This is a genomic window from Streptomyces sp. NPDC058335 (assembly GCF_042723915.1).
In the GTDB taxonomy this organism is placed as follows: Bacteria; Actinomycetota; Actinomycetes; order Streptomycetales; family Streptomycetaceae; genus Streptomyces.
Genome location: NZ_JBHXHX010000013.1, coordinates 19,829 through 41,437, shown reverse-complemented (window position 1 = coordinate 41,437; position 21,609 = coordinate 19,829). Strand labels below are relative to the sequence as shown.

General features: G+C 71.8%; 19 protein-coding genes and 2 pseudogenes. 11 read left to right on the top strand and 10 right to left on the bottom strand.

The features are described from left to right. Positions 1-7 precede the first annotated feature (7 nt). Complete coding sequence (locus ACFWJX_RS25045; RefSeq protein WP_383247198.1) at positions 8-691, bottom strand: response regulator transcription factor; 684 nt, start codon at positions 689-691, stop codon at positions 8-10. Between the two features lie 324 nt (positions 692-1,015). Between ACFWJX_RS25045 and ACFWJX_RS25040 the strand changes: the two genes are divergently transcribed. The 8 genes from ACFWJX_RS25040 (at position 1,016) to ACFWJX_RS25005 (ending at position 7,586) form a co-directional block, all read left to right on the top strand. Further along, positions 1,016-1,792, top strand: coding sequence for an amino acid ABC transporter ATP-binding protein (locus ACFWJX_RS25040; protein ID WP_383247195.1), 777 nt, complete (start codon positions 1,016-1,018; stop codon positions 1,790-1,792). 94 nt (positions 1,793-1,886) lie between these two features. Further along, positions 1,887-2,732: a glutamate ABC transporter substrate-binding protein gene (locus tag ACFWJX_RS25035; protein WP_383247192.1), complete on the top strand. Its 846-nt coding sequence runs from the start codon at positions 1,887-1,889 to the stop codon at positions 2,730-2,732. 132 nt (positions 2,733-2,864) lie between these two features. Further along, on the top strand, positions 2,865-3,533 hold the full coding sequence (locus ACFWJX_RS25030) for an amino acid ABC transporter permease (RefSeq protein WP_383247189.1): 669 nt from the start codon (positions 2,865-2,867) through the stop codon (positions 3,531-3,533). Further along, entirely contained in the window at positions 3,530-4,429 is a 900-nt protein-coding gene (locus ACFWJX_RS25025) for an amino acid ABC transporter permease (RefSeq protein WP_383247186.1), read from the top strand. Before ACFWJX_RS25030 ends, ACFWJX_RS25025 begins: the two co-directional genes overlap by 4 nt. Before the next feature lie 175 nt (positions 4,430-4,604). Further along, entirely contained in the window at positions 4,605-6,212 is a 1,608-nt protein-coding gene (locus tag ACFWJX_RS25020) for an FAD-dependent monooxygenase (RefSeq protein WP_383247183.1), read from the top strand. Positions 6,213-6,405: 193 nt separating this feature from the next. Further along, entirely contained in the window at positions 6,406-6,492 is an 87-nt protein-coding gene (locus tag ACFWJX_RS25015) for a putative leader peptide (protein ID WP_313960178.1), read from the top strand. Positions 6,493-6,579: 87 nt separating this feature from the next. Continuing rightward, positions 6,580-7,131, top strand: a complete 552-nt coding sequence (locus tag ACFWJX_RS25010) for a cysteine dioxygenase (protein ID WP_383247181.1) — start codon at positions 6,580-6,582, stop codon at positions 7,129-7,131. 44 nt (positions 7,132-7,175) lie between these two features. Next, the gene (locus ACFWJX_RS25005; protein ID WP_383247178.1) at positions 7,176-7,586 is read left to right on the top strand and encodes a rhodanese-like domain-containing protein; all 411 of its coding nucleotides are present in this window, start codon (positions 7,176-7,178) and stop codon (positions 7,584-7,586) included. A 55-nt stretch (positions 7,587-7,641) separates the two neighbouring features. Here ACFWJX_RS25005 and ACFWJX_RS25000 read toward each other — a convergent pair. From ACFWJX_RS25000 to ACFWJX_RS24975, 6 genes and pseudogenes are all read right to left on the bottom strand, one after another. After that, positions 7,642-8,109, bottom strand: a pseudogene (locus ACFWJX_RS25000) (substrate-binding domain-containing protein); the annotation flags it as partial. A gap of 23 nt (positions 8,110-8,132) precedes the next feature. Continuing rightward, positions 8,133-8,555, bottom strand: a pseudogene (locus ACFWJX_RS24995) (FtsX-like permease family protein); the annotation flags it as partial. A gap of 242 nt (positions 8,556-8,797) precedes the next feature. After that, entirely contained in the window at positions 8,798-9,586 is a 789-nt protein-coding gene (gene recX / locus ACFWJX_RS24990) for a recombination regulator RecX (protein WP_383247175.1), read from the bottom strand. An 8-nt stretch (positions 9,587-9,594) separates the two neighbouring features. After that, positions 9,595-10,728, bottom strand: coding sequence for a recombinase RecA (recA, locus tag ACFWJX_RS24985; RefSeq protein WP_383247172.1), 1,134 nt, complete (start codon positions 10,726-10,728; stop codon positions 9,595-9,597). 346 nt (positions 10,729-11,074) lie between these two features. Then, complete coding sequence (locus ACFWJX_RS24980; RefSeq protein ID WP_383247169.1) at positions 11,075-12,337, bottom strand: AI-2E family transporter; 1,263 nt, start codon at positions 12,335-12,337, stop codon at positions 11,075-11,077. A gap of 60 nt (positions 12,338-12,397) precedes the next feature. Further along, entirely contained in the window at positions 12,398-12,592 is a 195-nt protein-coding gene (locus ACFWJX_RS24975) for a DUF3046 domain-containing protein (RefSeq protein WP_073491660.1), read from the bottom strand. A gap of 78 nt (positions 12,593-12,670) precedes the next feature. Between ACFWJX_RS24975 and ACFWJX_RS24970 the strand changes: the two genes are divergently transcribed. Beyond that, a complete protein-coding gene (locus ACFWJX_RS24970; protein WP_383247165.1) occupies positions 12,671-13,615 on the top strand; it encodes a hypothetical protein in 945 nt (314 codons plus the stop codon). Between the two features lie 31 nt (positions 13,616-13,646). Here the strand turns inward: ACFWJX_RS24970 and ACFWJX_RS24965 are convergent, their stop codons facing one another. From ACFWJX_RS24965 to ACFWJX_RS24955, 3 genes are read right to left on the bottom strand one after another with little or no spacing between them, the layout of a single operon-like run. Then, entirely contained in the window at positions 13,647-13,955 is a 309-nt protein-coding gene (locus ACFWJX_RS24965) for an AzlD domain-containing protein (protein ID WP_383247162.1), read from the bottom strand. Continuing rightward, positions 13,952-14,671: an AzlC family ABC transporter permease gene (locus ACFWJX_RS24960; RefSeq protein ID WP_383247718.1), complete on the bottom strand. Its 720-nt coding sequence runs from the start codon at positions 14,669-14,671 to the stop codon at positions 13,952-13,954. The genes ACFWJX_RS24965 and ACFWJX_RS24960 overlap by 4 nt, the downstream gene beginning before the upstream one ends. Next, on the bottom strand, positions 14,572-15,561 hold the full coding sequence (locus ACFWJX_RS24955) for an AraC family transcriptional regulator (protein WP_383247160.1): 990 nt from the start codon (positions 15,559-15,561) through the stop codon (positions 14,572-14,574). Before ACFWJX_RS24955 ends, ACFWJX_RS24960 begins: the two co-directional genes overlap by 100 nt. A gap of 195 nt (positions 15,562-15,756) precedes the next feature. Between ACFWJX_RS24955 and ACFWJX_RS24950 the strand changes: the two genes are divergently transcribed. Both ACFWJX_RS24950 and ACFWJX_RS24945 read left to right on the top strand, forming a co-directional pair. Further along, on the top strand, positions 15,757-20,649 hold the full coding sequence (locus ACFWJX_RS24950) for an ATP-dependent helicase (RefSeq protein WP_383247157.1): 4,893 nt from the start codon (positions 15,757-15,759) through the stop codon (positions 20,647-20,649). Between the two features lie 117 nt (positions 20,650-20,766). Next, entirely contained in the window at positions 20,767-21,609 is an 843-nt protein-coding gene (locus ACFWJX_RS24945; RefSeq protein ID WP_383247154.1) for an Fpg/Nei family DNA glycosylase, read from the top strand.

Here is a 21,609-nt window from a genome sequence, read left to right as displayed (position 1 = left end):
ATCCCCGCTAGGCCGGGGCGACGAGCCGGTAGCCGACCCCGCGCACGGTCTCGATCAGGGCCGGCATGCGCAGCTTGGCGCGCAGGGAGGCGACGTGCACCTCCAGGGTGCGCCCGGTCCCCTCCCAGCTGGTGCGCCACACCTCGCTGATGATCTGCTCCCGCCGGAAGACCACGCCCGGCCGCTGGGCGAGCAGCGCCAGGAGGTCGAACTCCTTGCGGGTCAGCTGGACGACGGTGCCGTCCACGGTGACGCGCCGGGTGGGCAGTTCGATGTGCACGGGCCCGAGCAGCAGCTCGTTCTCACCGGCCGCGGCGGCGTCCTCGGGCACGGTGCGCCGGCTGACGGCGTGGATACGGGCGAGCAGCTCACCGGTGTCGTACGGCTTCACGACGTAGTCGTCGGCGCCCAGGTTGAGGCCGTGGATGCGGGAGCGCACGTCGGCGCGGGCCGTCACCATGATGACGGGGGTGGCGGTGCGCTTGCGGATCTTGCCGCAGACCTCGTAGCCGTCCTGGTCGGGCAGGCCCAGGTCGAGCAGGACGACCCCGAAGCCGGGACCCTCCGGGACGAGCGCCTGGAGCGCCTCCTCGCCGCTGCGCGCGTGGGTGACGTCGAAACCGTGCCGCTTCAGGACCGCGGACAGCGCGGCGGCGACATGGTTGTCGTCCTCGACGAGCAGCAGTCTCAACCCGGCCTCCTCCGGTTCATCGGGCGTACCATCTGGTTCTGTACAAAGTCGTACGACCTAGGCGTACGGTTTCGGTGGACGAAAAGGGCGGTGCACGCGCGCGTGCACCATGGCAGTCACGCTGATGGACGAGGACGCCGTCAAGTGGGTTCCGGTTGCGCGGGGCTTCCGTTATCCGCCCGATACGGTCCCAGGTCGTAAGTGCTACGACAGGTGTCCGATTGCTATCGGATCGTGATCCTCAGATTCCCCTCAGATGTAATGACGCTGGTCGCAGTGGTTACTACTGTCCTCCGAAACCGAGGAGGACGGAGCCCGAGAGCGATGACCGAAGTATCGGTGGCCAAGGAAGACGCGGCCGCGCCCGGAGAACTGGTCGTCCTGAAGAGCGTCAACAAGCATTTCGGCGCGTTGCACGTTCTCCAGGACATCGATCTGACCATCGAGCGCGGTGAGGTCGTCGTGGTCATCGGACCCTCCGGGTCCGGTAAGTCCACGCTGTGCCGCACCATCAACCGCCTGGAGACGATCGACGCGGGCACGATCACGATCGACGGGAAGCCGCTGCCCCAGGAGGGCAAGGAGCTGGCGCGGCTGCGCGCCGACGTCGGCATGGTCTTCCAGTCCTTCAATCTGTTCGCGCACAAGACCGTGCTGCAGAACGTGATGCTGGGCCAGATCAAGGTCCGCAAGGCGGACAAGAAGAAGGCCGAGGACAACGCGCGCGAACTGCTGGACCGCGTCGGCGTGGCCAGCCAGGCCGACAAGTACCCCGCACAGCTCTCCGGCGGCCAGCAGCAGCGCGTAGCCATCGCGCGTGCCCTGGCCATGAACCCCAAGGTGATGCTCTTCGACGAGCCGACCTCCGCCCTGGACCCGGAGATGATCAACGAGGTGCTGGAGGTCATGCAGCAGCTCGCCCGGGACGGCATGACCATGATCGTCGTCACCCACGAGATGGGATTCGCACGATCGGCTGCAAACCGCGTGGTGTTCATGGCCGACGGCCGCATCGTCGAACAGGCTGCGCCAGATCAGTTCTTCAGCAATCCGCGCAGCGACCGGGCCAAGGACTTCCTGTCCAAGATCCTGCATCACTGACGGCGCCCCGCGCGCCCGCGACCAGCGTCACCCGCCTTACGACGGCTCGCACGTCTCCTTCGTCTTCGAAGGCATCACCCAAAGGAAGTTGATCATGAAGCTTCGCAAGGCCTCCGCCGCCTCGGCCGCCGTCCTCGCCCTCGCCCTCGCCGCCACCGCGTGCGGTTCCGACGACAAGGACGACACGAGCAGCGGCTCCAGCGGCGGCGGCGACAAGATCAAGATCGGCATCAAGTACGACCAGCCGGGTCTCGGCCTGAAGGAGCCCGACGGTTCCTTCTCCGGCTTCGACGTGGACGTGGCGACGTACGTGGCCAAGGAGCTCGGCTACGAGCCGAACCAGATCACGTTCGTCGAGACCAAGAGCGCCGACCGGGAGAACGCGCTCGCCCGCGGCGACGTCAAGTTCATCGCGGCCACTTACTCGATCAACGACGAGCGTGCCAAGAAGGTCGACTTCGCCGGCCCGTACCTGCTGGCCCACCAGGACCTGCTGGTGAAGAAGGACTCCGACATCTCCAAGGGTGCGGACCTCAACGGCGAGAACCTGTGTTCGGTGACCGGCTCGACCTCGGCGCAGAACGTCGTGGACAAGATCGCCCCGAAGGCCAACCTGAAGCAGCTGGGTGGTTACTCGGAGTGCATCGCCGCCCTTCAGAGCGGCGCCGTGGACGCGGTGACCACCGACGACTCGATCCTCGCGGGCTTCGCCGCGCAGGACAAGTACAAGGGCCAGTTCAAGCTCGTGGGCGAGAAGCTCTCGAACGAGAACTACGGCGTCGGTGTCAAGAAGGGTGACAAGGCCACCGTCGACAAGATCAACGCCGCGCTGGAGAAGATGGTCAGCGACGGCTCGTGGGACAAGGCGGTCCAGGAGAACTTCGGCCCGGCCGAGTACAAGAACGAGCAGGCCCCGAAGATCGGCGTCATCGTCAAGTAACCCGGCACCCGCTGCCTCAGGAATCCCGCGCCGGGCGTGGGGTTCCGCGGGCGCGCCGCCCGTCGTCGCGATCACGGCGGGCGGCGCGCCACGCCCTCCACGTACGCCACACACCCGGAAGCGCGGGAGATCGTGTTCGACTTTCTTGAAGGCTACGACGTCCTCGCGGCGTTCTGGATGACGATCAAACTGACCGTCTTCTCCGCCGTCGGCTCCCTGGTCTGGGGCACCATGCTGGCCGCGATGCGCGTCAGCCCGGTCCCGCTGATGCGCGGGTTCGGCACCGCCTACGTCAACATCGTCCGGAACATCCCTCTGACGGTCATCATCGTCTTCACCTCGCTCGGCCTCGCCGACATCTTCGGTATGACGATGGGCGCGTCCGACGACTTCAACCTCCAGGGCTTCCGCCTGGCGGTACTCGGTCTGATCGCCTACACGGCGGCCTTCGTCTGCGAGTCCATCCGGTCCGGCATCAACACCGTGCCCCTCGGCCAGGCCGAGGCGGCACGCGCGATCGGACTGAGCTTCAGCCAGACGCTGGGGCTCGTCATCCTGCCGCAGGCGTTCCGCTCGGTCATCGGCCCGCTGACCAACGTCCTGATCGCCCTGACCAAGAACACCACTGTGGCGGCCGCCATCGGCGTGGCCGAGGCCGCCTTCCTGATGAAGGAAATGATCGAGAACGAGGCCCAGACGCTGGCCATCGGCGCGGTCTTCGCCTTCGGGTTCGTGGTCCTGACCCTTCCCACCGGCCTGCTGCTCGGCTGGCTCGGCAAGCGACTGGCGGTGAAGCGATGAGCTCGGTCCTCTACGACGCCCCCGGGCCCCGCGCCAAACGGCGCAACGTCCTTCTGTCCATCCTCTTCTTCGTCCTGCTCGCCCTGCTCCTGTGGTGGCTGTGGGAGAAGATGGACGACAAGAACCAGCTCGAATGGGCACTGTGGGAACCCTTCACCACGTCCCAGGCCTGGACGACCTATCTGCTGCCGGGCCTCGCCGACACCATGAAGGCCGCGGCGCTCTCCATGATCATCGCCCTTCCCCTGGGCGCGTTCCTCGGCATCTCGCGGATGTCCGACCATCGCTGGGTGCGCGTCCCGGCCGGCGCGGTGGTCGAGTTCTTCCGGGCGATCCCGGTCCTGCTGCTGATGCTGTTCGCCAACGAGCTGTACGTCCGCTCCTCGGACATCTCCAGCGAGGACCGTCCCATGTACGCGGTCGTCACCGGCCTCGTGCTCTACAACGCCTCGGTCCTCGCGGAGGTCGTCCGGGCCGGCATCCTCGCCCTGCCCAAGGGGCAGACGGAGGCCGCGTTCGCCATCGGCCTGCGCAAGGGCCAGACGATGACCAGCATCCTGCTGCCGCAGGCCGTCACGGCGATGCTGCCGGCGATCGTCAGCCAGCTCGTGGTCATCGTGAAGGACACCGCGCTCGGCGGCGTGATGCTCGGGTTCACCGAGCTGCTCAACGCGCGCAGCACCCTGGCGGCGAACTACGCCAACGTCGTCCCCAGCTTCATCGTCGTGGCGCTCATCTTCATCGTCGTCAACTTCATCCTGACGTCCTTCGCGTCCTGGCTGGAGGCCCGGCTGCGCCGCAGCAAGCGCGGCACGGGCGCGGTGCTCGCCCCGGACGACGTCGAGGACAACCCCGCCGCGATCCCCGGCAGCTACGGAACGGGCCAGGCGGTCTGACGCTCACTCATATGACGTGACCTGTACGGAGGCAGTGGCGTGCGCGCCGCTGCCTCCGTCGCTTGACGCAAGCAGCGGCAGTGGGTTGCATACGTTCTGTGATCGTGCACCCTGCTCCAACCTCTTGTTCACATACGTCCCTCAGGACGCCGTCGCGGGCAGGGGGCGCCACGCCGTGGACCCGGTGATCATCGTCGGAGCGGGGCCCGTGGGGCTCACGCTCGCCCTGGCGCTGGCGCGTCAGGAGGTGCCCTCCGTCGTCCTGGACGAAGGGCCGGGCAAGGACGAACCACGACTCGCGCGCACCGTCGTGCTCCGCGAGGACACCGCCGCCCTCATGGAGCGGCTCACCGGCACCTCGCTCGCCGAGGCAGGCGTCCACTGGGCCGGTTGGCGGTCGATGCGGCGCAAGCAGGTGACGCACGAGATCGGGTTCGACGACGCCGACCCGGCTCCCCTGCACCTCGCCCAGCATCTGCTGACCCACGCCCTGCGCACGGCCCTGGCCGGCGAGCGGCTCGTCCGGATCGCCGTGGACAGCCGCCTGGACGGCGTCGAGCAGGAACCTTCCGGTGTCACGGCCCACACCCGCGGCCCGAAGGGCACCTGGTGGCGCGGCAGCTACCTGGTGGGCTGCGACGGCCCCCGCTCCACGGTCCGCAAACTCCTCGACATCCGCTTCCCCGGCCGTACGGCGGTCGAGCGGCACGCCGTCGCCGCCCTGCGCACGGAACTTCCGTGGGCCGACGAGGCGTTGCTCCATCGGACGCCGCCGTGGCGGACGTCCGGTCCCTCCGCCGGGGAGATCACCGGACGTCCGCTGCCGGACGACGTCTGGCGCCTGGACTGGCTGCTGCCGCCCGGCAAGGACCTCGTCACGCCCGAGCTGCTGGTGGCCCGCATCCGCGAGACCCTCGCGGGCTGGACCGGCGGCACGGCCCCGGCGTACGAGTTGCTCGACACCGGTGTCCACACCGTCCACCACCGGCTGGCCCGCCGCTGGCGCGCCGGGCGGGTCTTCCTCGCCGGGGACGCCGCCCACCTCCTCGGCGCGTTCGGCACCCAGGGGCTCGACGAGGGCCTGCGGGACGCCGACAACCTCGCCTGGAAGCTCGCGCTGGCCTGGCACCACGGGCCGCACGAGGCGCTGCTCGACAGCTATCAGGTGGAGCGGCGCGCGGTCGTCGCCACCCGGCTGCGCGCCGCCGACCAGATCCTGCCGACACTGCGCGGCGGCCCCGGCATAAGGGCGTACGTCCCCGGCGCCGCCCGGGGCCACGACGCGCTGCTCACCGACGGTCACCTGGGGCGCGGCCTGCTGGGCGCGCCGGGCACGTACGCCACCTCGCCGCTCGCGCCCCGGCACCTGGAGGCGGAGGTGCCGGTGGACACGCCCCCCGGCGCGCAGGTCACGGACGTCCGCGTCACCGCCGAGGACGGCTCCTTCGTACGGCTGCGGGACCGGCTCGGCCGCGGTGCCCTGCTCGTCCTGCTGATCGCCCCGGGCACCGGCGTCTGGGAGCGCCGGCACTGGGTGGGCGCCGGAATCATGCCCCGGCTCGCCGCCGCGGTGACGGCGCTGCCCAGCCCCGCCGAATTGCTGGTCGCCGAGAGCTATCCGGGCGCCGCCGCCCACACGGTCCTGCTGATCCGCCCCGACGGCCACCTGGTCACCGCGCTCAGCGGGGTCCGCCCCGCCGATCTGTACGCGGCGGCGGAGGCGGCGGTGGGAGGAGCTGTGGAGGCGAAGGCGGAAGCGGAAGCGGCGGCCGGGGCCAAGTGAGGGGGCCGGGCCTCGGTGACCGGATCGGGAGGGGGGCGGGTGCGGTCGCCGAGAGTGTGCGGCAGGCGCTCGGCGCGCTCGACGGGCGTTCACATCCGGTGTGACGATCGGCTGATCCTCCTCACCGTCACTCTGCGGTCCACATGGTGACAGTCGGTTGACCGGCGTACCCCGGCATGGTCTACTCCGGATCGTGACCGACACCTGTGTGCGCCTGTGGCGGAGGGTCCATATGGACCTCGTCCGCTATGCAGGCTGCGTGTGTCGTCCGTCCTGCTGAATTCGCATCCCCTCTTCCACCGGCGCGCGCCGCCGACGCGCTCTCGCGCATCCGCGCGCTCCCGCGAACGCCCTCAGGACGGTACCCGTGTCTGTCTCCCCTTCCGTATCCCCCTCCGCGTCTCCTTCCGCGTCCGCTCCCGTGGCCACGCCCACCCAGGCGGATCTCCTCGATTTCGTACGGCGTACGGCCGCCGACACCGCGCTGATCGCTTCCCTCCCCCTCGACCCGGAAGGCCGCACCTGGGTACGCCTGGAGGGCCCCGGCGGCAGCGAGGCCTGGCTGATCGGCTGGCCGCCGGGCACCGGCACCGGCTGGCACGACCACGCCGACTCGGTCGGCGCCTTCCTCATCGCCCGGGGCGAGCTGAAGGAGAACTCCCTCGCCGCGCGGCTGCCCACGGACGGCTGGAAGACCCTGGAGCTGTCGGAGGACGTCGACCGGCAACGCCGCCTGTCGGCCGGCAAGGGCCGCGCCTTCGGACGGCACCACGTCCACGAGGTGCTCAACGAGTCGCGCGAGGAGCACGCGATCTCCGTGCACGCCTACTACCCGCCCCTGCCCCGCATCCGCCGGTACAGCCGCACCGGCCAGGTGCTGCGCCTGGAGCAGGTCGAGCGCCCGGAGGACTGGCAGTGAGCGAAGGACCGGCAGTGAGTGGTGACGCGTCGAGGGGCGACGGGGTGAGTGGTGACGTGCCGAAGGGCGAGGGCCTCGTGGGCATAGACGAGTTGCTGGAGCGGGTGCGGGCCGGATACGCGCGCGTGGAGGCACGGGAGGCCTACGAGGCCGCGCGCGCGGGCGAGGCGCTCCTCGTGGACATCCGGTACGCGGCCCTGCGCGAGCGGGACGGGCTGGTCCCCGGAGCCCTGGTCGTCGAGCGCAACGAACTGGAGTGGCGTCTCGACCCCCAGGGCAGCCACCGGGCCCCCCAGGCCACCGGCCACGATCTGAGGATCGTCGTGATCTGCAACGAGGGCTACGCGTCGAGCCTGGCGGCAGCGTCCCTTCACCGGCTGGGACTGAACCGGGCCACCGACCTGGTCGGCGGGTTCCAGGCGTGGCGGTCGGCGGGGCTACCGGTGACGTACTAGAGGGAGCAGCCGGGCAGGAAGCCGCCGGGGGGAGAGCCGACACGCGCGCGTGGCATCAGCCCTCGGGCGGGCAGTACAGCGGGGCGGTGTCCGCGTTGTCCTCGGTCACCAGCCGGACCCGGGTCTTGTCGATCTTGTCGGCCTTCTCCCCTCGGAGCAGGGAGACGACGTTCTCCACGGCCAGTTCACCGGTGTCCGCCGCCGAGTTGGAGACGGTGGCGGCGAAACGGCCGTCCTTGAGGGCGGCCAGTGCCTCGTCGGTGCCGTTGACCGTCACGATTTTGACGTCCTTGGCGCCGTCCGCGTCGAAGGCCTTGCGGGCCGCGAACGCCATCTGTTCGTTGGCCACGAACGCGTAGTCGAGCCCGGGTTGGGCCCGGATCATCGCCGCGGCGACGGTGCGGGCCTTGACGGGGTCGTACATGCCCGGCCGACTGGCGACCACGGAGGCGTTGCCGGGGAGATTCGCGGTGAACGCATCGACGAGCACGTCGGATGCGGCTCCGGGGGCTCCCGCGATCACGGTGGGAGGCTTCACTCGAGGCTTCACTCCTGGGCCGTCGCCACCGTCACCGCGCGGACCCGCAGCGCCTCCCGGCCCGGCAGCGCGGTCCGACGAGCGCGAGGAGTGCGGCTCCCGCGACCACCGTGACGTAGGTCAGCGGAGTGACCGCCGGTGCCGCGTGTCCCGTCATGCCGATGCCGAAGGCGGTGAGGAGGCCAGGGCGACGGCGCTGCCGAGGAGGAGGACCGACAGGGTCTCGGTGCGCAGCATCTCCAGTACCTGACGGCGGGTCGCCCCGCCAGGCGCAGCAGCGCGAACTCCCTCACCCGTTCGGAGACGGACATGGCGAGGGTGTTGACGACGGCGATGGCGGTGAAGGCCACGAGTGCCATGGCAAGGATGTTGACCTCCGCGTTGGCCTGCTGCCGCTCGGCCCGGAGGGAGTCGGCGGCGGCCGGCGACAGGGCCTCGGCCGGGCGGATCCGGGCGACCCGGCGGGAGGCGATGCGTGCGGCGGCCCAGGCACCGAACAGGGTCGCGGCGACGGCGGCCAGCGGCGGGACGAAGCCGACGGTGTGCTCGTACGACGCCCGGCTCCGCACGCGATCGGCGCCCCCGCGCGTCCACCGTGTCCCGAGCCGGACCGAACCGAGCTGCCGAGCCGGTGGGGTCACATGTCCCACGGCCCGTCACAGCCTCTCGGGGGTCAGAACTCCCCGTCCTCCAAGAACTCCGTGTCCTCGCCCTCCTCCTCGAGCGCCTGCCGGACCACTCGCAGGGCCATGCCCTGGGGATAGCCCTTGCGTGCAAGCATCCCGGCGAGACGGCGCAACCGCTTGTCCCGGTCGAGTCCGCGGGTCGAGCGCAGCTTGCGGGCGACCAGCTCACGGGCGGTCGCTTCCTCCCGCTCGGAGTCGAGCTGGGCGACGGCCTCGTCGATCAGCGTCGAGTCGACGCCCTTGGTGCGCAGTTCCTGCGCGAGGGCCCGCCGGGCCAGTCCGCGGCCGTGATGCCGGGACTCCACCCAGGCGTCCGCGAAGGCGCTGTCGTTGATCAGCCCGACCTCCTCGAACCGCGAGAGCACCTCCTCGGCCACGTCGTCCGGGATCTCCCGCTTGCTCAGGGCATCGGCGAGCTGCTTTCGGGTGCGTGGGGTCCCGGTGAGCAGGCGCAGGCAGATCGCCCGTGCCCGCTCAGCCGGGTCCCCTGAAGACTCCCCCTTCTCGGCCCTCGACGAGGCAGAGGTGTCTTCGTCATCAGCGGACGGTTCTCCGAAGCCGCGCCGACGGCGCCCGCCTCGTGAACCGCCCTCGCCGCCGCGTCCCGCCCGGCGGCCACGGGGTCGGCCTGCGCCCGCCGACCCCTCGTCGCCGTGCGAGCCGCTGTCCGGCCGGTCGCCACCGGTCCGGGCCAGGCCGTCGCCGTCGACGCTCCCCGGCTCGCCGTAGACGCCGGGGTGGGCGTCGTACTCGGCCCAGTCCGTTCGTCGTGTCACAGGTCGGCTCAGCTCTTGGCGGCCGCGGCCTTGGTCTTGGTGGCCTTGGCTGCGGGGACGGAAGCGGGAACCGTCTTTGCGACGTCGTCCGCAGGTGCGCCCGGGGCGACCGCGGCATCCGCGTCCGCCGCCGCGGCGGGCTCGGGACGCACGCCCACGCCCAGCTTCTCCTTGATCTTCCTCTCGATCTCGTTGGCGAGGTCGGGGTTGTCCTTGAGGAAGTTGCGGGCGTTCTCCTTGCCCTGGCCGAGCTGGTCGCCCTCGTACGTGTACCAGGCGCCGGCCTTGCGGACGAAGCCGTTCTCCACACCCATGTCGATCAGGCCGCCTTCACGGCTGATGCCATGCCCGTAGAGGATGTCGAACTCGGCCTGCTTGAAGGGCGGCGCGACCTTGTTCTTGACCACCTTGACGCGGGTGCGGTTGCCGACCGCGTCGGTGCCGTCCTTCAGCGTCTCGATGCGCCGGATGTCGAGCCGCACCGAGGCGTAGAACTTCAGCGCCCGGCCACCGGTCGTGGTCTCCGGGGAGCCGAACATCACACCGATCTTCTCGCGGAGCTGGTTGATGAAGATGGCGGTGGTCTTGGACTGGTTGAGCGCGCTGGTGATCTTCCGCAGGGCCTGGCTCATCAGACGGGCCTGGAGACCGACGTGGCTGTCGCCCATCTCGCCCTCGATCTCCGCGCGCGGGACGAGCGCGGCGACGGAGTCGATGACGATCAGGTCGAGGGCTCCGGAGCGGACGAGCATGTCCACGATCTCCAGGGCCTGCTCACCGTTGTCCGGCTGGGACAGCAGCAGGTTGTCGATGTCGACGCCGAGCTTCTGCGCGTACTCGGGGTCGAGGGCGTGTTCGGCGTCCACGAAAGCGACCGTGCCGCCGGCCTTCTGGGCGTTCGCCACCGCGTGCAGGGTCAGGGTCGTCTTGCCGGAGGACTCCGGTCCGTAGACCTCGATGACACGGCCGCGCGGCAGGCCGCCGACGCCGAGGGCCACGTCGAGCGCGGTCGACCCGGTGGGGATGACCTCGATGGGTTCCCGGGACCGGTCGCCCATGCGCATGACCGCGCCCTTGCCGAATTGCCGTTCGATCTGTGCGAGTGCGGCATCCAGGGCCTTCTCGCGGTCGTTACCTGCCATGGGTTCCACCCGATTTGCTTGAGTCGATCGCTTCACGTCAAAGACGCTAACGCCTACCACTGACAACGCGCCTCGACGCTGCTCCAGCCTGTGGATAACTCGGACACTTACCCGTGCAAAACGGGACCAAGTACCCGTCGAGAGCCTCGCTGGAGCCTCTATCAGAATGGATGTTCGATTTTCGTGTCAAGCGCACCACACGACACTTCCGAGCCTACGTTCGCGTACCCGCGCCCCCCCCGGATCCGCCGCACGGACTCGGCCCGACCGGGCTGCGGCACCACCGGGCCGCACCATGACCAGCTGCGTCAAGACCCTGCCTCGGCGGCCCGGCTCAGGGCCTGCCTCAGCGGGACCCGTCCCCCGGCCCGGCCATCCGCCCCCGCTCCCGCGTCCTCGTCCACAGCCGCCGCGCACGCGTGAGCGGGTTCGGTCCCTCACCCCGTCTCCGGTGCCCGTGCACACGGGGATCGTCCGTGACGTCGTAGCGCTTCACGTACGCGCCGAGGAACGCCTGGAGCGTGGCCACCGCGGGGATGGAGATCAGCGCGCCGACCGCGCCGAGGAGGGCGGTGCCGGCGATGACCGAGCCGAAGGCCACGGCGGGGTGGATGTCGACGGTCTTCGAGGTGAGCTTCGGCTGCAGCACGTAGTTCTCGAACTGCTGGTAGATCACGACGAAGATCAGCACCCACAGCGCGTACCAGGGATCGACCGTGAAGGCGATCAGCATGGGCAGGGCGCCCGCGAGATAGGTGCCGATGGTCGGGATGAACTGCGAGACCACGCCGACCCAGACGGCGAGCACGGGCGCGTACGGGATACCGAGGAACAGCAGCAGTACGTAGTGCGCCGCACCGGAGATCAGGGCCATCAGACCGCGTGAGTACAGGTAGCCGCCGGTCTTGTCGACGGCGATCTCCCACGCGCGCAGCACCTCGGCCTGCCGGGCGGGCGGCAGGACCGAGCACAGCGCACGGCGCAGCCGGGGTCCGTCGGCGGCGAAGTAGAACGAGAACAGCGCGACCGTCAGCAGTTGGAAGAGACCGCCGAGCACCTGCGTGGAGACGTCCAGGACGCCGGCCGCGCTGTTCTGCGCGTACTTCCTCAGCCAGTCGGAGTGAAGCAGTCCCTCCTGGATGTCGACCCGCCTGAGGTCGGTGTTGAACGACGTGTTGATCCAGTTGATCACCGAGTCGAGGTACTGCGGAAAGTCCTCGATCATCTTGATGATCTGCCCCGCGAGGATCGAGCCGAGCAGCGTGAAGAAGCCCGCGAACGCGATCAGCAGGCCGAAGAAGACCACAAAGGTGGCGAGCCCCCTGCGCATGCCGCGCGCGGCCATCCGGCTCACCGCGGGTTCGACGGCGAGGGCCAGGAAGAACGCGATCAGGATGTTGATCAGCAGGCCGATGACCTGGTGGAAGGCCCAGGTACCCAGCTGGAACGCGCCGACCAGGGCGAGCGCGAGGACCATCGCGCGCGGAAGCCAGCCCGGCATGCGGCCGCTCGGCCCGGCATCGATGCCGGACGGCGGCCGGGTGGGCGGCGTCGGGCCCGACGGGGGTGCCTGCGGGCCGGCATGCCTGGTCTCGTCAGTGGGTGCCACGAGCCAAGTCTCGCCCACGCCACCGACACACGGTGACCCGCATGCGATCGTCTCTGCGGATCAGTGCCTCTCCCGCGGAACGTTCATCACCGCGCACACCACACGCCACACGTCCTTGGCGTCCCAGCCGGCCGCCAGCGCCTCGTCGACGGTGCGCCCGCCGAGTTCCGTCATCACGTGATCGCGCGCGAAGGTCTCGGCGTACCCCGTACCGAAGTGCTCCGCCATCCGCTGCCAGAAGACCGTCAACCGCATGACACCAGTATCCCGCGCCCGGGGGTGGCCCCGGCCGGTACCGCCTGCGGAGACCGCTTTCCGGCCTACGGTCTGACCATGGTCGAATCAGGAGCATCCCCACTCCCCCCGACGCCCCCGGCGCGCTCCCCGCTCTTCCGCGCCGAGCACTTCGTCTGGCTCACCGCGCGCGTGCTGGAACAGCGTCTCTTCGCTCACCACTTCCTGCACGGCGCCGCCGACCCCGTCGAGACGGCACTCGACGCCTACCGCAACGAGGACGGCGGATACGGCCACGCGCTGGAGCCCGATCTCCGCGGCCCCGTCAGCCAGCCCCTGCACACCGCGCGCGCCCTGCACGTCCTGGACTCGCTCGGCCGCTGCGGCGGGCAGCGCGTGGAACGGGTGTGCCGCTACCTCACCTCCGTCTCCACCCCGGACGGGGCGCTCCCGGCGGTCCATCCCAGCCAGCGCGGCTACCCCGCCGCCCCGTTCATCCCGATCGTGGACGACCCGCCCAGCGAACTCCTGGCGACCGGGCCGGTCGTGGGCCTGCTGCACCGCAACGAGGTCTGGCACGCCTGGCTGTTCAGGGCCACGGACTTCTGCTGGCACGCGGTCGACGCCCTGGAGACGTCCCACCCGTACGAGATCCAGGCCGCCGTGGCCTTCCTGGACTCCGCCTCGGACCGCCCGCGCGCGGAGGCGGCCGCCGACCGCCTGGGCCGCCTGGTGCGCGAGCAGCGGCTCGCCGTACTCGATCCGGACCGCCGGGACACGTACCCCGTCGCCCCCGGCTACGCGCCCGGCGAGCACCACTTCCCGTACGACTACGCGAAGACCCCGGGCTCGCTCGCGCGCGCGTGGTTCACCGACGCCGAGATGGCAGGTGCCCTGGACTTCCTCACCGCCGAGCAGCAGCAGGACGGCGGCTGGCCGATCCGATGGCGCCGCTGGGCACCCGGCACAGAACTGGAGTCCCGTCCCGCGGTGACGATCGAAGCCCTGAGCACCCTCAGGTCGTACGGCCGCGTCATCGGCTGACCCGGCACGTCACCCGCAAGAACGGCCGTCCTCACCCGCCCACGGCCCGCACCCCCGCCGTGACCGCCACGGCCACCGCGACGACGAGCAGGAACGGCGCTCGCAGGATGAGTGCCACGGCGGCCGCGGCGAGTCCGGCGGCCTTGGCGTCCAGTACGAGCGCCTGCCCGTCGGCGAAGGTCTGCTGGGCCGTGAGGGCGGCCAGAAGGGCGACGGGGAGCAGGGCTGCGAGCCGCCTGACGAGGGGCCGCTCGAGCACACCCGCCGGCACCAGCAGGCCGGTGAGTTTGACGACGTAGCAGCCGAGGGCGGTCGCGCCGATCGCGATCCAGACGTTCACCGCCGCTCCTCGTCCGCGTCGCCCCGCGCGCGGCCCTCGCGCCGGCCCTCGGCCCACAGGGCGAGCGGCGCGGCGAGGGCGGCCACGAGGACGGGGACCCCGCCGGGCAGGACGGGCAGCAGGCCGAGTCCCAGCAGGACTGCGAGCGCCGCGGCCACCCGCTCGGTGGTGGTCTTCAGCATGGGCGCGAGCAGCGCGAGGAAGACGGCCGGACCTGCCGCGTCGAGCCCCCACGCGTCGGTGTCCCCGATGGCCTCCGCGCCGAGGGCGCCCAGCAGCGTGGTGAGGTTCCACAGCAGGTACAGGCTGAGTCCGGTGACGGCGAAGCCGATCCGCGCGCCTCGCTGGTCGCGCTGCGCCAGCGAGACGGCCGTGGTCTCGTCGATCACCCACTGTGCGGCGAACGGGCGCACCGCGCGCGGGAGGGCCAGCAACTGCGACAGGCGCAGACCGTAGAAGGCGTTGCGTACGCCCAGGAAGAAGGCGCCGGCGGCCGCCGTGAGCGGGTTGCCGCCCGCCGCGAGCGCCCCGACGAGCGCGAACTGGGACGCGCCGGTGAACACCAGCAGACTCAGTGCGCAGGTCTGCCACACCGTGAGTCCGCTGCCGGCCGAGGTCACTCCGAAGGCGAACCCGGAGAGTCCGACGGCGACCCCGACGCCGAGGGCGTCCCGGACGACGGCGGAGTCCGGCCTCCCTCCCCGGTCGTCCCGTATGTCTGCGAGAGCTGTCTGTTCTGCCACCCGTCGGACGGTACGAGCAGCCGCCGCCGCGCGTCTTGTACGTTCTTGCGCTCCCGCTGGTACGCCCCCGGCGGCACGCCCACGATCCGGGCGAAGTGACGGTTCAGGTGCGGCTGATCGGTGAAGCCCACCGCGACCGCCGCCTCCGCCGGGGCGGTCCCGGCGTCCAGCAGTCGCCGCGCGAGACGAACCCGCGCGTCGGTGAGCCAGGTGTGCGGCGGCATCCCGTAGGCCTCCCGGAACGCCCGCAGCAGTGCGAAGGGGCTGGTCCCGAGGTCGCCCGCGAGCCGCTCCAGGGTCGGCGGATCGACGAGCCGCTCCTCCAGCACGGCACGCGCGCGTGCGGCCATCCGGTCGCCGGCCGTGCGCACCTGCCGAGTCGGCAGGGCCCCGCCGTTCAGCCGCAGCAGCCGTGTCACGGCGACCCGCAGCAGCGTGTCGGCGGCGAGCGCGTTGCCCTCGTCGGCGGCCCGGAGGACCTGATGCACGAGCGCGACGGCGTACGGATCGTCCAGCACGGGACTGACGAACCCCGGAGCACCCCGCAGAGTCGTCGTCTCGGCGGCGATCCCGGCCACCAGTTCGGGCGACGGGTACACCGCCCCGTACCGCCAGCCCTCGGGCACGCCGGCCCGCCCGGTGTGCGGGGTGTCGGGATTGACCAGAGCGAGCGTTCCCGCACCCGCGTACTGGTCACCGCCCCGGTGCTGGAAGACCTCCACCCCCTCCGCGATCCCGGCGATCACGAAGTGCTCGTGCGTGTGCCGCACGAAGTTCTTCCGTACGTACCGAGCCCGCAGCAGGTCCACACCGGGCAGCTCCGCGTACTGCCAGTGCCGCGCCACCTCACGAGTTCCCGCCACACCCCCCATTCTCCGCGACGCCGAACCCACCTCATCCGCCACCGCGTCCGCCCCACGTCCGCCCGCGATGGACTCGCACACCACCACCGCCGCACCACCGTCGCCGCTCCGGCGAGCCCCACACAGAAATCCGCGACCCGTCGCACGAAGCCGCAGGTCAGGCGCATTGTCAGTGCTCGGGTGCAGGATGGACGCATGGTCGGCAATGCACACCGAGCCCTGGACGGCTTCTCCCCCGCGACCCGCGCCTGGTTCACGGGGGCCTTCTCCGCGCCCACCGCGGCCCAGGCGGGCGCGTGGCAGGCCATCGGCGAGGGCTCGGACGTGCTGGTGGTGGCCCCGACCGGCTCCGGCAAGACCCTGGCCGCGTTCCTGGCCGCTCTGGACCAGCTGGCCTCGACGCCCCCGCCGGCCGACCCGAAGAAGCGCTGCCGCGTGCTGTACGTCTCACCGCTCAAGGCCCTGGCGGTCGACGTCGAGCGCAACCTCCGCAGCCCTCTGACCGGCATCCGCCAGGAATGCGTGCGCCTGGGCCTCCCCGAGCCCGAGGTCAAGGTCGGCATCCGCTCCGGCGACACGCCGCCCGCCGAGCGCCGCGCCCTGTCCACACGGCCTCCGGACATCCTGATCACCACCCCGGAGTCCCTGTTCCTGATGCTGACGTCGGCCACACGCGACGCGCTGACCAACGTCGAGACGGTGATCCTCGACGAGGTCCACGCCGTGGCAAGCACCAAGCGCGGCGCCCACCTCGCCCTCTCCCTGGAGCGCCTGGACGAACTCCTGCCGAGGCCGGCCCGCCGTATCGGCCTCTCGGCCACGGTCCGCCCGGTCGACGAGGTCGCCCGCTATCTCTCCCCGCACCGCAAGGTCGAGATCGTGCAGCCCGATTCGGGCAAGGAGTTCGACCTCTCGGTGGTCGTCCCGGTCGAGGACCTGGGCGAGCTGGGCGGCTCCCCGGTCGCCGACGGCTCCGAGGGCGCGGAACGCCCGTCGATCTGGCCGCACGTCGAGGAGCGCATCGCCGACCTGGTCCAGGCCCACCGCTCCACGATCGTGTTCGCGAACTCCCGCCGCCTGGCGGAGCGCCTGTGCAACCGTCTCAACGAGATCGCCTACGAGCGGGCCACCGGAGAGCCCCTCGACGAGCACCACGCGCCGGCCGAACTGATGGGCGGCTCGGGGGCGGCCCAGGGCGCCCCGCCGGTCATCGCGCGCGCCCACCACGGCTCGGTCTCCAAGGAGCAGCGCGCCCTGGTCGAGGAGGACCTCAAGGCGGGCCGTCTGCCCGCGGTGGTCGCCACCTCCAGCCTGGAGCTGGGCATCGACATGGGCGCGGTCGATCTGGTCATCCAGGTCGAGTCACCGCCCTCCGTGGCCTCCGGCCTCCAGCGCGTGGGCCGTGCCGGCCACCAGGTCGGAGCGGTCTCGACCGGTGTGGTCTTCCCGAAGTACCGGGGCGACCTGGTCCAGGCGGCAGTGGTCACCGAGCGCATGCGCACGGGCGCCATCGAGTCCCTCAGGGTCCCGGCGAACCCCCTGGACGTGCTGGCCCAGCAACTCGTCGCGATGACCGCGATGGACACCTGGCAGCTCGACGACCTGCTCGCCCTCGTCCGCCGCGCCGCACCCTTCGCGTCCCTCCCCGAGTCCGCGTTCACGGCCGTCCTGGACATGCTCGCCGGCCGCTACCCGTCCGACGCCTTCGCCGAGCTGCGCCCGCGCGTGGTGTGGGACCGCGTCGCCGGCACGATCACCGGCCGCCCCGGCGCCCAGCGGCTCGCCGTGACCTCAGGCGGCACGATCCCGGACCGCGGCCTGTTCGGCGTCTTCCTCGCCGGCGCAGACCCCAAGAAGGGCGGCGGCCGGGTCGGCGAGCTGGACGAGGAGATGGTCTACGAGTCCCGCGTCGGTGACGTCTTCACCCTGGGCACCAGTTCCTGGCGCATCGAGGACATCACCCGTGACCGTGTCCTGGTCTCGCCGGCTCCGGGCGTGCCGGGCCGCCTGCCGTTCTGGAAGGGCGACCAGCTGGGCCGCCCGCTGGAGCTGGGCCGTGCGGTGGGCGCGTTCCTGCGTGAGGTCGGCTCGCTGCCCAAGGACGACGCCCGGCTGCGCCTGCTCACCGCGGGCCTGGACGCCTGGGCCGCCGACAACGTCATTTCCTACCTGGACGAACAGCGCCAGGCCTGCGGCCATGTCCCCGACGACCGCACGATCGTCGTGGAACGCTTCCGTGACGAGCTGGGCGACTGGCGGGTCGTCGTGCACTCCCCCTTCGGCGCCCAGGTGCACGCCCCCTGGGCCCTCGCACTCGGCGCCAAGCTCTCCGAGCGGTACGGCATGGACGCCCAGGTCATGCACGCCGACGACGGCATCGTCCTGCGGCTGCCCGACGCCGACCTCATGGGCCTGGACCTGCTCGACCCGCCCCTGAAGGCCGGCACGGAGTACGACGCCGAGCAGGCCCCCATCGGCGCGGCGGACGTCGTCTTCGACAAGGGGGAGGTCGATCAGGTCGTCACCGACCAGGTGGGCGGTTCGGCCCTGTTCGCGGCCCGCTTCCGCGAGTGTGCCGCCCGCGCGCTGCTGCTGCCGCGCCGCAGCCCGGGGAAGCGCACCCCGCTGTGGCAGCAGCGCCAGCGCGCTTCCCAACTTCTCCAGGTGGCCAGCGAGTTCGGTTCGTTCCCGATCGTCCTGGAAGCGGTCCGCGAATGTCTTCAGGACGTCTTCGACGTCCCCGGACTCGTGGAGCTGATGGGTGACCTCGAGTCCCGCAAGGTGCGCCTGGTCGAGGTCACCACCCAGGAGCCGTCCCCGTTCGCCCGCTCGCTCCTGTTCGGTTACGTCGCCCAGTTCCTCTACGAGGGCGACTCCCCCCTCGCCGAGCGCCGCGCCGCCGCCCTCTCGCTGGACTCGCGGCTGCTGGCGGAGCTGCTCGGCCAGGCGGAGCTGCGCGAGCTGCTCGACGCCGAGGTGCTCACCGAACTGGAGCGGGAACTCCAGTGGCTGACCGAGGACCGGCGAGTGAAGGACGTGGAGGGCGTCGCGGACCTCCTGCGCGTGCTCGGCCCGCTCACCGACGTCGAACTGGCCGAGCGGGGCGCCGAGCCGCACTGGGCACAGGAGCTGGCCGCGGCCCGGCGCGCCATCAAGGTCCGTATCGGCGGGGCCGACCACTGGGCGGCGATCGAGGACGCGGGCCGCCTGCGCGACGCCCTGGGCACCGCGCTCCCCGTCGGTGTCCCGGAGGCCTTCACCGAACCGGTGAAGGACCCGCTCGGCGACCTCCTCGCGCGCCACGCCCGCACCCACGGCCCGTTCACCTCGGCCACCGCCGCCGCCCGCTTCGGCCTGGGCGTCGCGGTCACCGAGGGCGCCCTCCAGCGGCTGTCGGCGGGCGGCCGCGTCGTCCAGGGCGAGTTCCACCCGGCCGGCATCGGCCAGGAGTGGTGTGACGCGACCGTCCTGCGCAGGCTGCGCCGCCGTTCCCTGGCCGCCCTGCGGCACGAACTCGAACCGGTCCCGCCCCCCGCGCTCGCCCAGTTCCTCCCCCAGTGGCAGCACATCGGCAAGGGCCACTCCCTGCGCGGCATCGACGGTCTGGTGCGCGCGATCGAACAGCTCCAGGGCGCGTCCGTGCCCGCCTCCGCCCTGGAGAAGCTCGTCATCCCGTCCCGCGTCACGGGCTACGCACCGGCGATGCTCGACGAGCTGACCGCCGCCGGAGAGGTCCTCTGGGCAGGCGCAGGCGCCCTCCCCGGCAAGGACGGCTGGGTCTCCCTGTACCTGGCGGACGCGGCCCCCCTTCTCCTGGCCGCGCCGCACCCCTTGGAGCTGACGGCACTGCACCAGTCGGTCCTGGACATCCTCTCGGGCGGCTACGGCCTGTTCTTCCGCCAGATCGCCGACCAGGTCCGCGCCACCACCCACCCCGAGGCCACGGACCCTCAACTGGCCGACGCCGTCTGGGACCTGGCCTGGTCCGGCCGCCTCACCAACGACACGCTGGCGCCGATGCGCGCCCTGCTGGGCTCGGGCCGTACCGCCGGCTCCACCGCCCACCGCGCCAAGCGCGCCGTCCCGCGCGGGCGGTACGGCTCCCTGACGGCCGCCGCCCGGCCGGCGTCCCGCAGCGGCCCCCCGACCGTCGCCGGCCGCTGGTCCCTCCTCCCGGCCCACGAGCCCGACCCGACCGTCCGCGCGCACGCACTCGCCCGCACCCTCCTCGACCGGCACGGCGTGGTGACCCGGGGAGCGGTCGCGGCCGAGGGCGTGGAGGGCGGCTTCTCGGCGACGTACCGCATCCTGTCCGTCTTCGAGGACAGCGGCCAGGCCCGGCGCGGCTATGTCGTGGAGGGGCTCGGCGCCGCGCAGTTCGCCATGGACGGCGCCGTGGACCGCCTCCGCGCGGTGGCCAACACCCGTGACCGGGGTGAACCCCTGCCGGTCCCGAACGGCACACAGGGCGCCGACGACCCCTTCGCCGCCGCCCCCGACGGCTTCCCCCCGGCCGACATCGACTGGGACATCCCCGGCCTCGACCACGTCCTCGACTCCCCGCCCGCCCCGGGCGACTGGATCTCCCCGCGCGACATCGCGAGCCCCGGTGCCGGTGGCCCACGGGGCGGCAGCGGCTCGCCGTACGGGTCCGGCTTCACCGACCGGCGCCCCCGCACCCCGGCGCCCGCCTCCCGCGCCGTCGTCCTCGCCGCGGCGGACCCGGCGAACGCGTACGGCGCCGCCCTGCCCTGGCCCGAGCCGCCGACCGGCGCCGGTCACAAACCGGGCCGCAAGGCGGGCTCCCTCGTGGTGCTCGTCGACGGCGAGCTGACGCTCTACATGGAGCGCGGCGGCAAGACGCTGCTGGCCTGGCCCGCCGCACCGGACCACGCCGACACCCCCGCCGACGACCCGCGTCTGCCCGCGGCGGCGGAGGCCCTCGCCGCGGCCGCGCGCGCCGGCTCCCTCGGCACGGTGACGGTGGAGCGCGTCAACGCCGCCTCGGCCCTGACCTCCCCCTTCGGCGCCCTCCTGGAAGGGGCGGGCTTCATCGCGACCCCCCGCGGCCTGAGGCTGCGAGCATGACAAACCACCGAACGGCCCGAACCACCCGGAAGCCCCGGACAACGTCCCGGACAACCCGAACGACCAGGACGCCCAGGCCGTCCGCACGCCCCAGTCCCGCCGTGCCACCCTTGACCCATGCCCGAAGGTGACACGGTCTGGCAGGCCGCGAGCCGGCTGCACGACGCCCTCGCGGGCAAGGTGCTGACCCGCTCGGACCTCCGCGTGCCCAGGTACGCCACCGCCGACCTCACCGGCCGCACCGTCCTGGACGTCACCCCGCGCGGCAAGCACCTCCTCACCCGTATCGAGGGCGGTCTCACCCTCCACTCGCACCTGCGGATGGACGGCGCATGGAGAGTCTTCGCGAACGACCAGCGCTGGAGCGGCGGCCCCGCCCACCAGATCCGCGCCATCCTCGGCACCCACGACCGCACGGCCGTCGGCTACCGCCTCCCCGTGCTCGACCTGCTGCGCACCCCCGACGAACAGCGCGTGGTCGGCCACCTCGGCCCCGACCTGCTCGGCCCCGACTGGGACCCCGGCCAGGCTCTCGCCAACCTCCTCGCCGACCCGGCCCGCCCCCTCGGCGAAGCCCTCCTCGACCAGCGCAATCTCGCCGGCATCGGCAACATCTACAAGAGCGAACTCTGCTTCCTCCTCGGCGTCACGCCCTGGCTCCCGGTCGGCGTGCTCCCCGCCGACCGCGCCGCCAAGCTGCCGGCCCTCGCCAAGAAGCTCCTCGAAGCCAACCGCGACCGCCCGGTCCGCACCACCACGGGCCGCCGCGGCCAGGACCTCTTCACCTACGGCCGCGCTCCCCGCCCCTGCCTGCGCTGCGGAACCTCGATCCGCGTGGCCGACCAGGGTGACGGCTCCCGCGAGCGCCCCACGTACTGGTGCCCCACCTGCCAGTCGGGCCCGGCCCCGGCACCGGGCTCGCCGCCCACGCGCCGTATCCGCCCCCGCACCACTGATTGA

What these genes read in the sequence shown, in the direction of transcription:
- ACFWJX_RS25040 (WP_383247195.1), top strand. Translation starts at nt 1,016, where the DNA reads ATGACCGAAGTATCGGTGGCCAAGGAAGACGCGGCCGCGCCCGGAGAA.
- ACFWJX_RS25035 (WP_383247192.1), top strand. Translation starts at nt 1,887, where the DNA reads ATGAAGCTTCGCAAGGCCTCCGCCGCCTCGGCCGCCGTCCTCGCCCTC.
- ACFWJX_RS25025 (WP_383247186.1), top strand. Translation starts at nt 3,530, where the DNA reads ATGAGCTCGGTCCTCTACGACGCCCCCGGGCCCCGCGCCAAACGGCGC.
- recA (WP_383247172.1), bottom strand. Translation starts at nt 10,728, where the DNA reads ATGGCAGGTAACGACCGCGAGAAGGCCCTGGATGCCGCACTCGCACAG.
- ACFWJX_RS24975 (WP_073491660.1), bottom strand. Translation starts at nt 12,592, where the DNA reads ATGCGGTTGACGGTCTTCTGGCAGCGGATGGCGGAGCACTTCGGTACG.
- ACFWJX_RS24970 (WP_383247165.1), top strand. Translation starts at nt 12,671, where the DNA reads ATGGTCGAATCAGGAGCATCCCCACTCCCCCCGACGCCCCCGGCGCGC.
- ACFWJX_RS24950 (WP_383247157.1), top strand. Translation starts at nt 15,757, where the DNA reads ATGGTCGGCAATGCACACCGAGCCCTGGACGGCTTCTCCCCCGCGACC.
- ACFWJX_RS24945 (WP_383247154.1), top strand. Translation starts at nt 20,767, where the DNA reads ATGCCCGAAGGTGACACGGTCTGGCAGGCCGCGAGCCGGCTGCACGAC.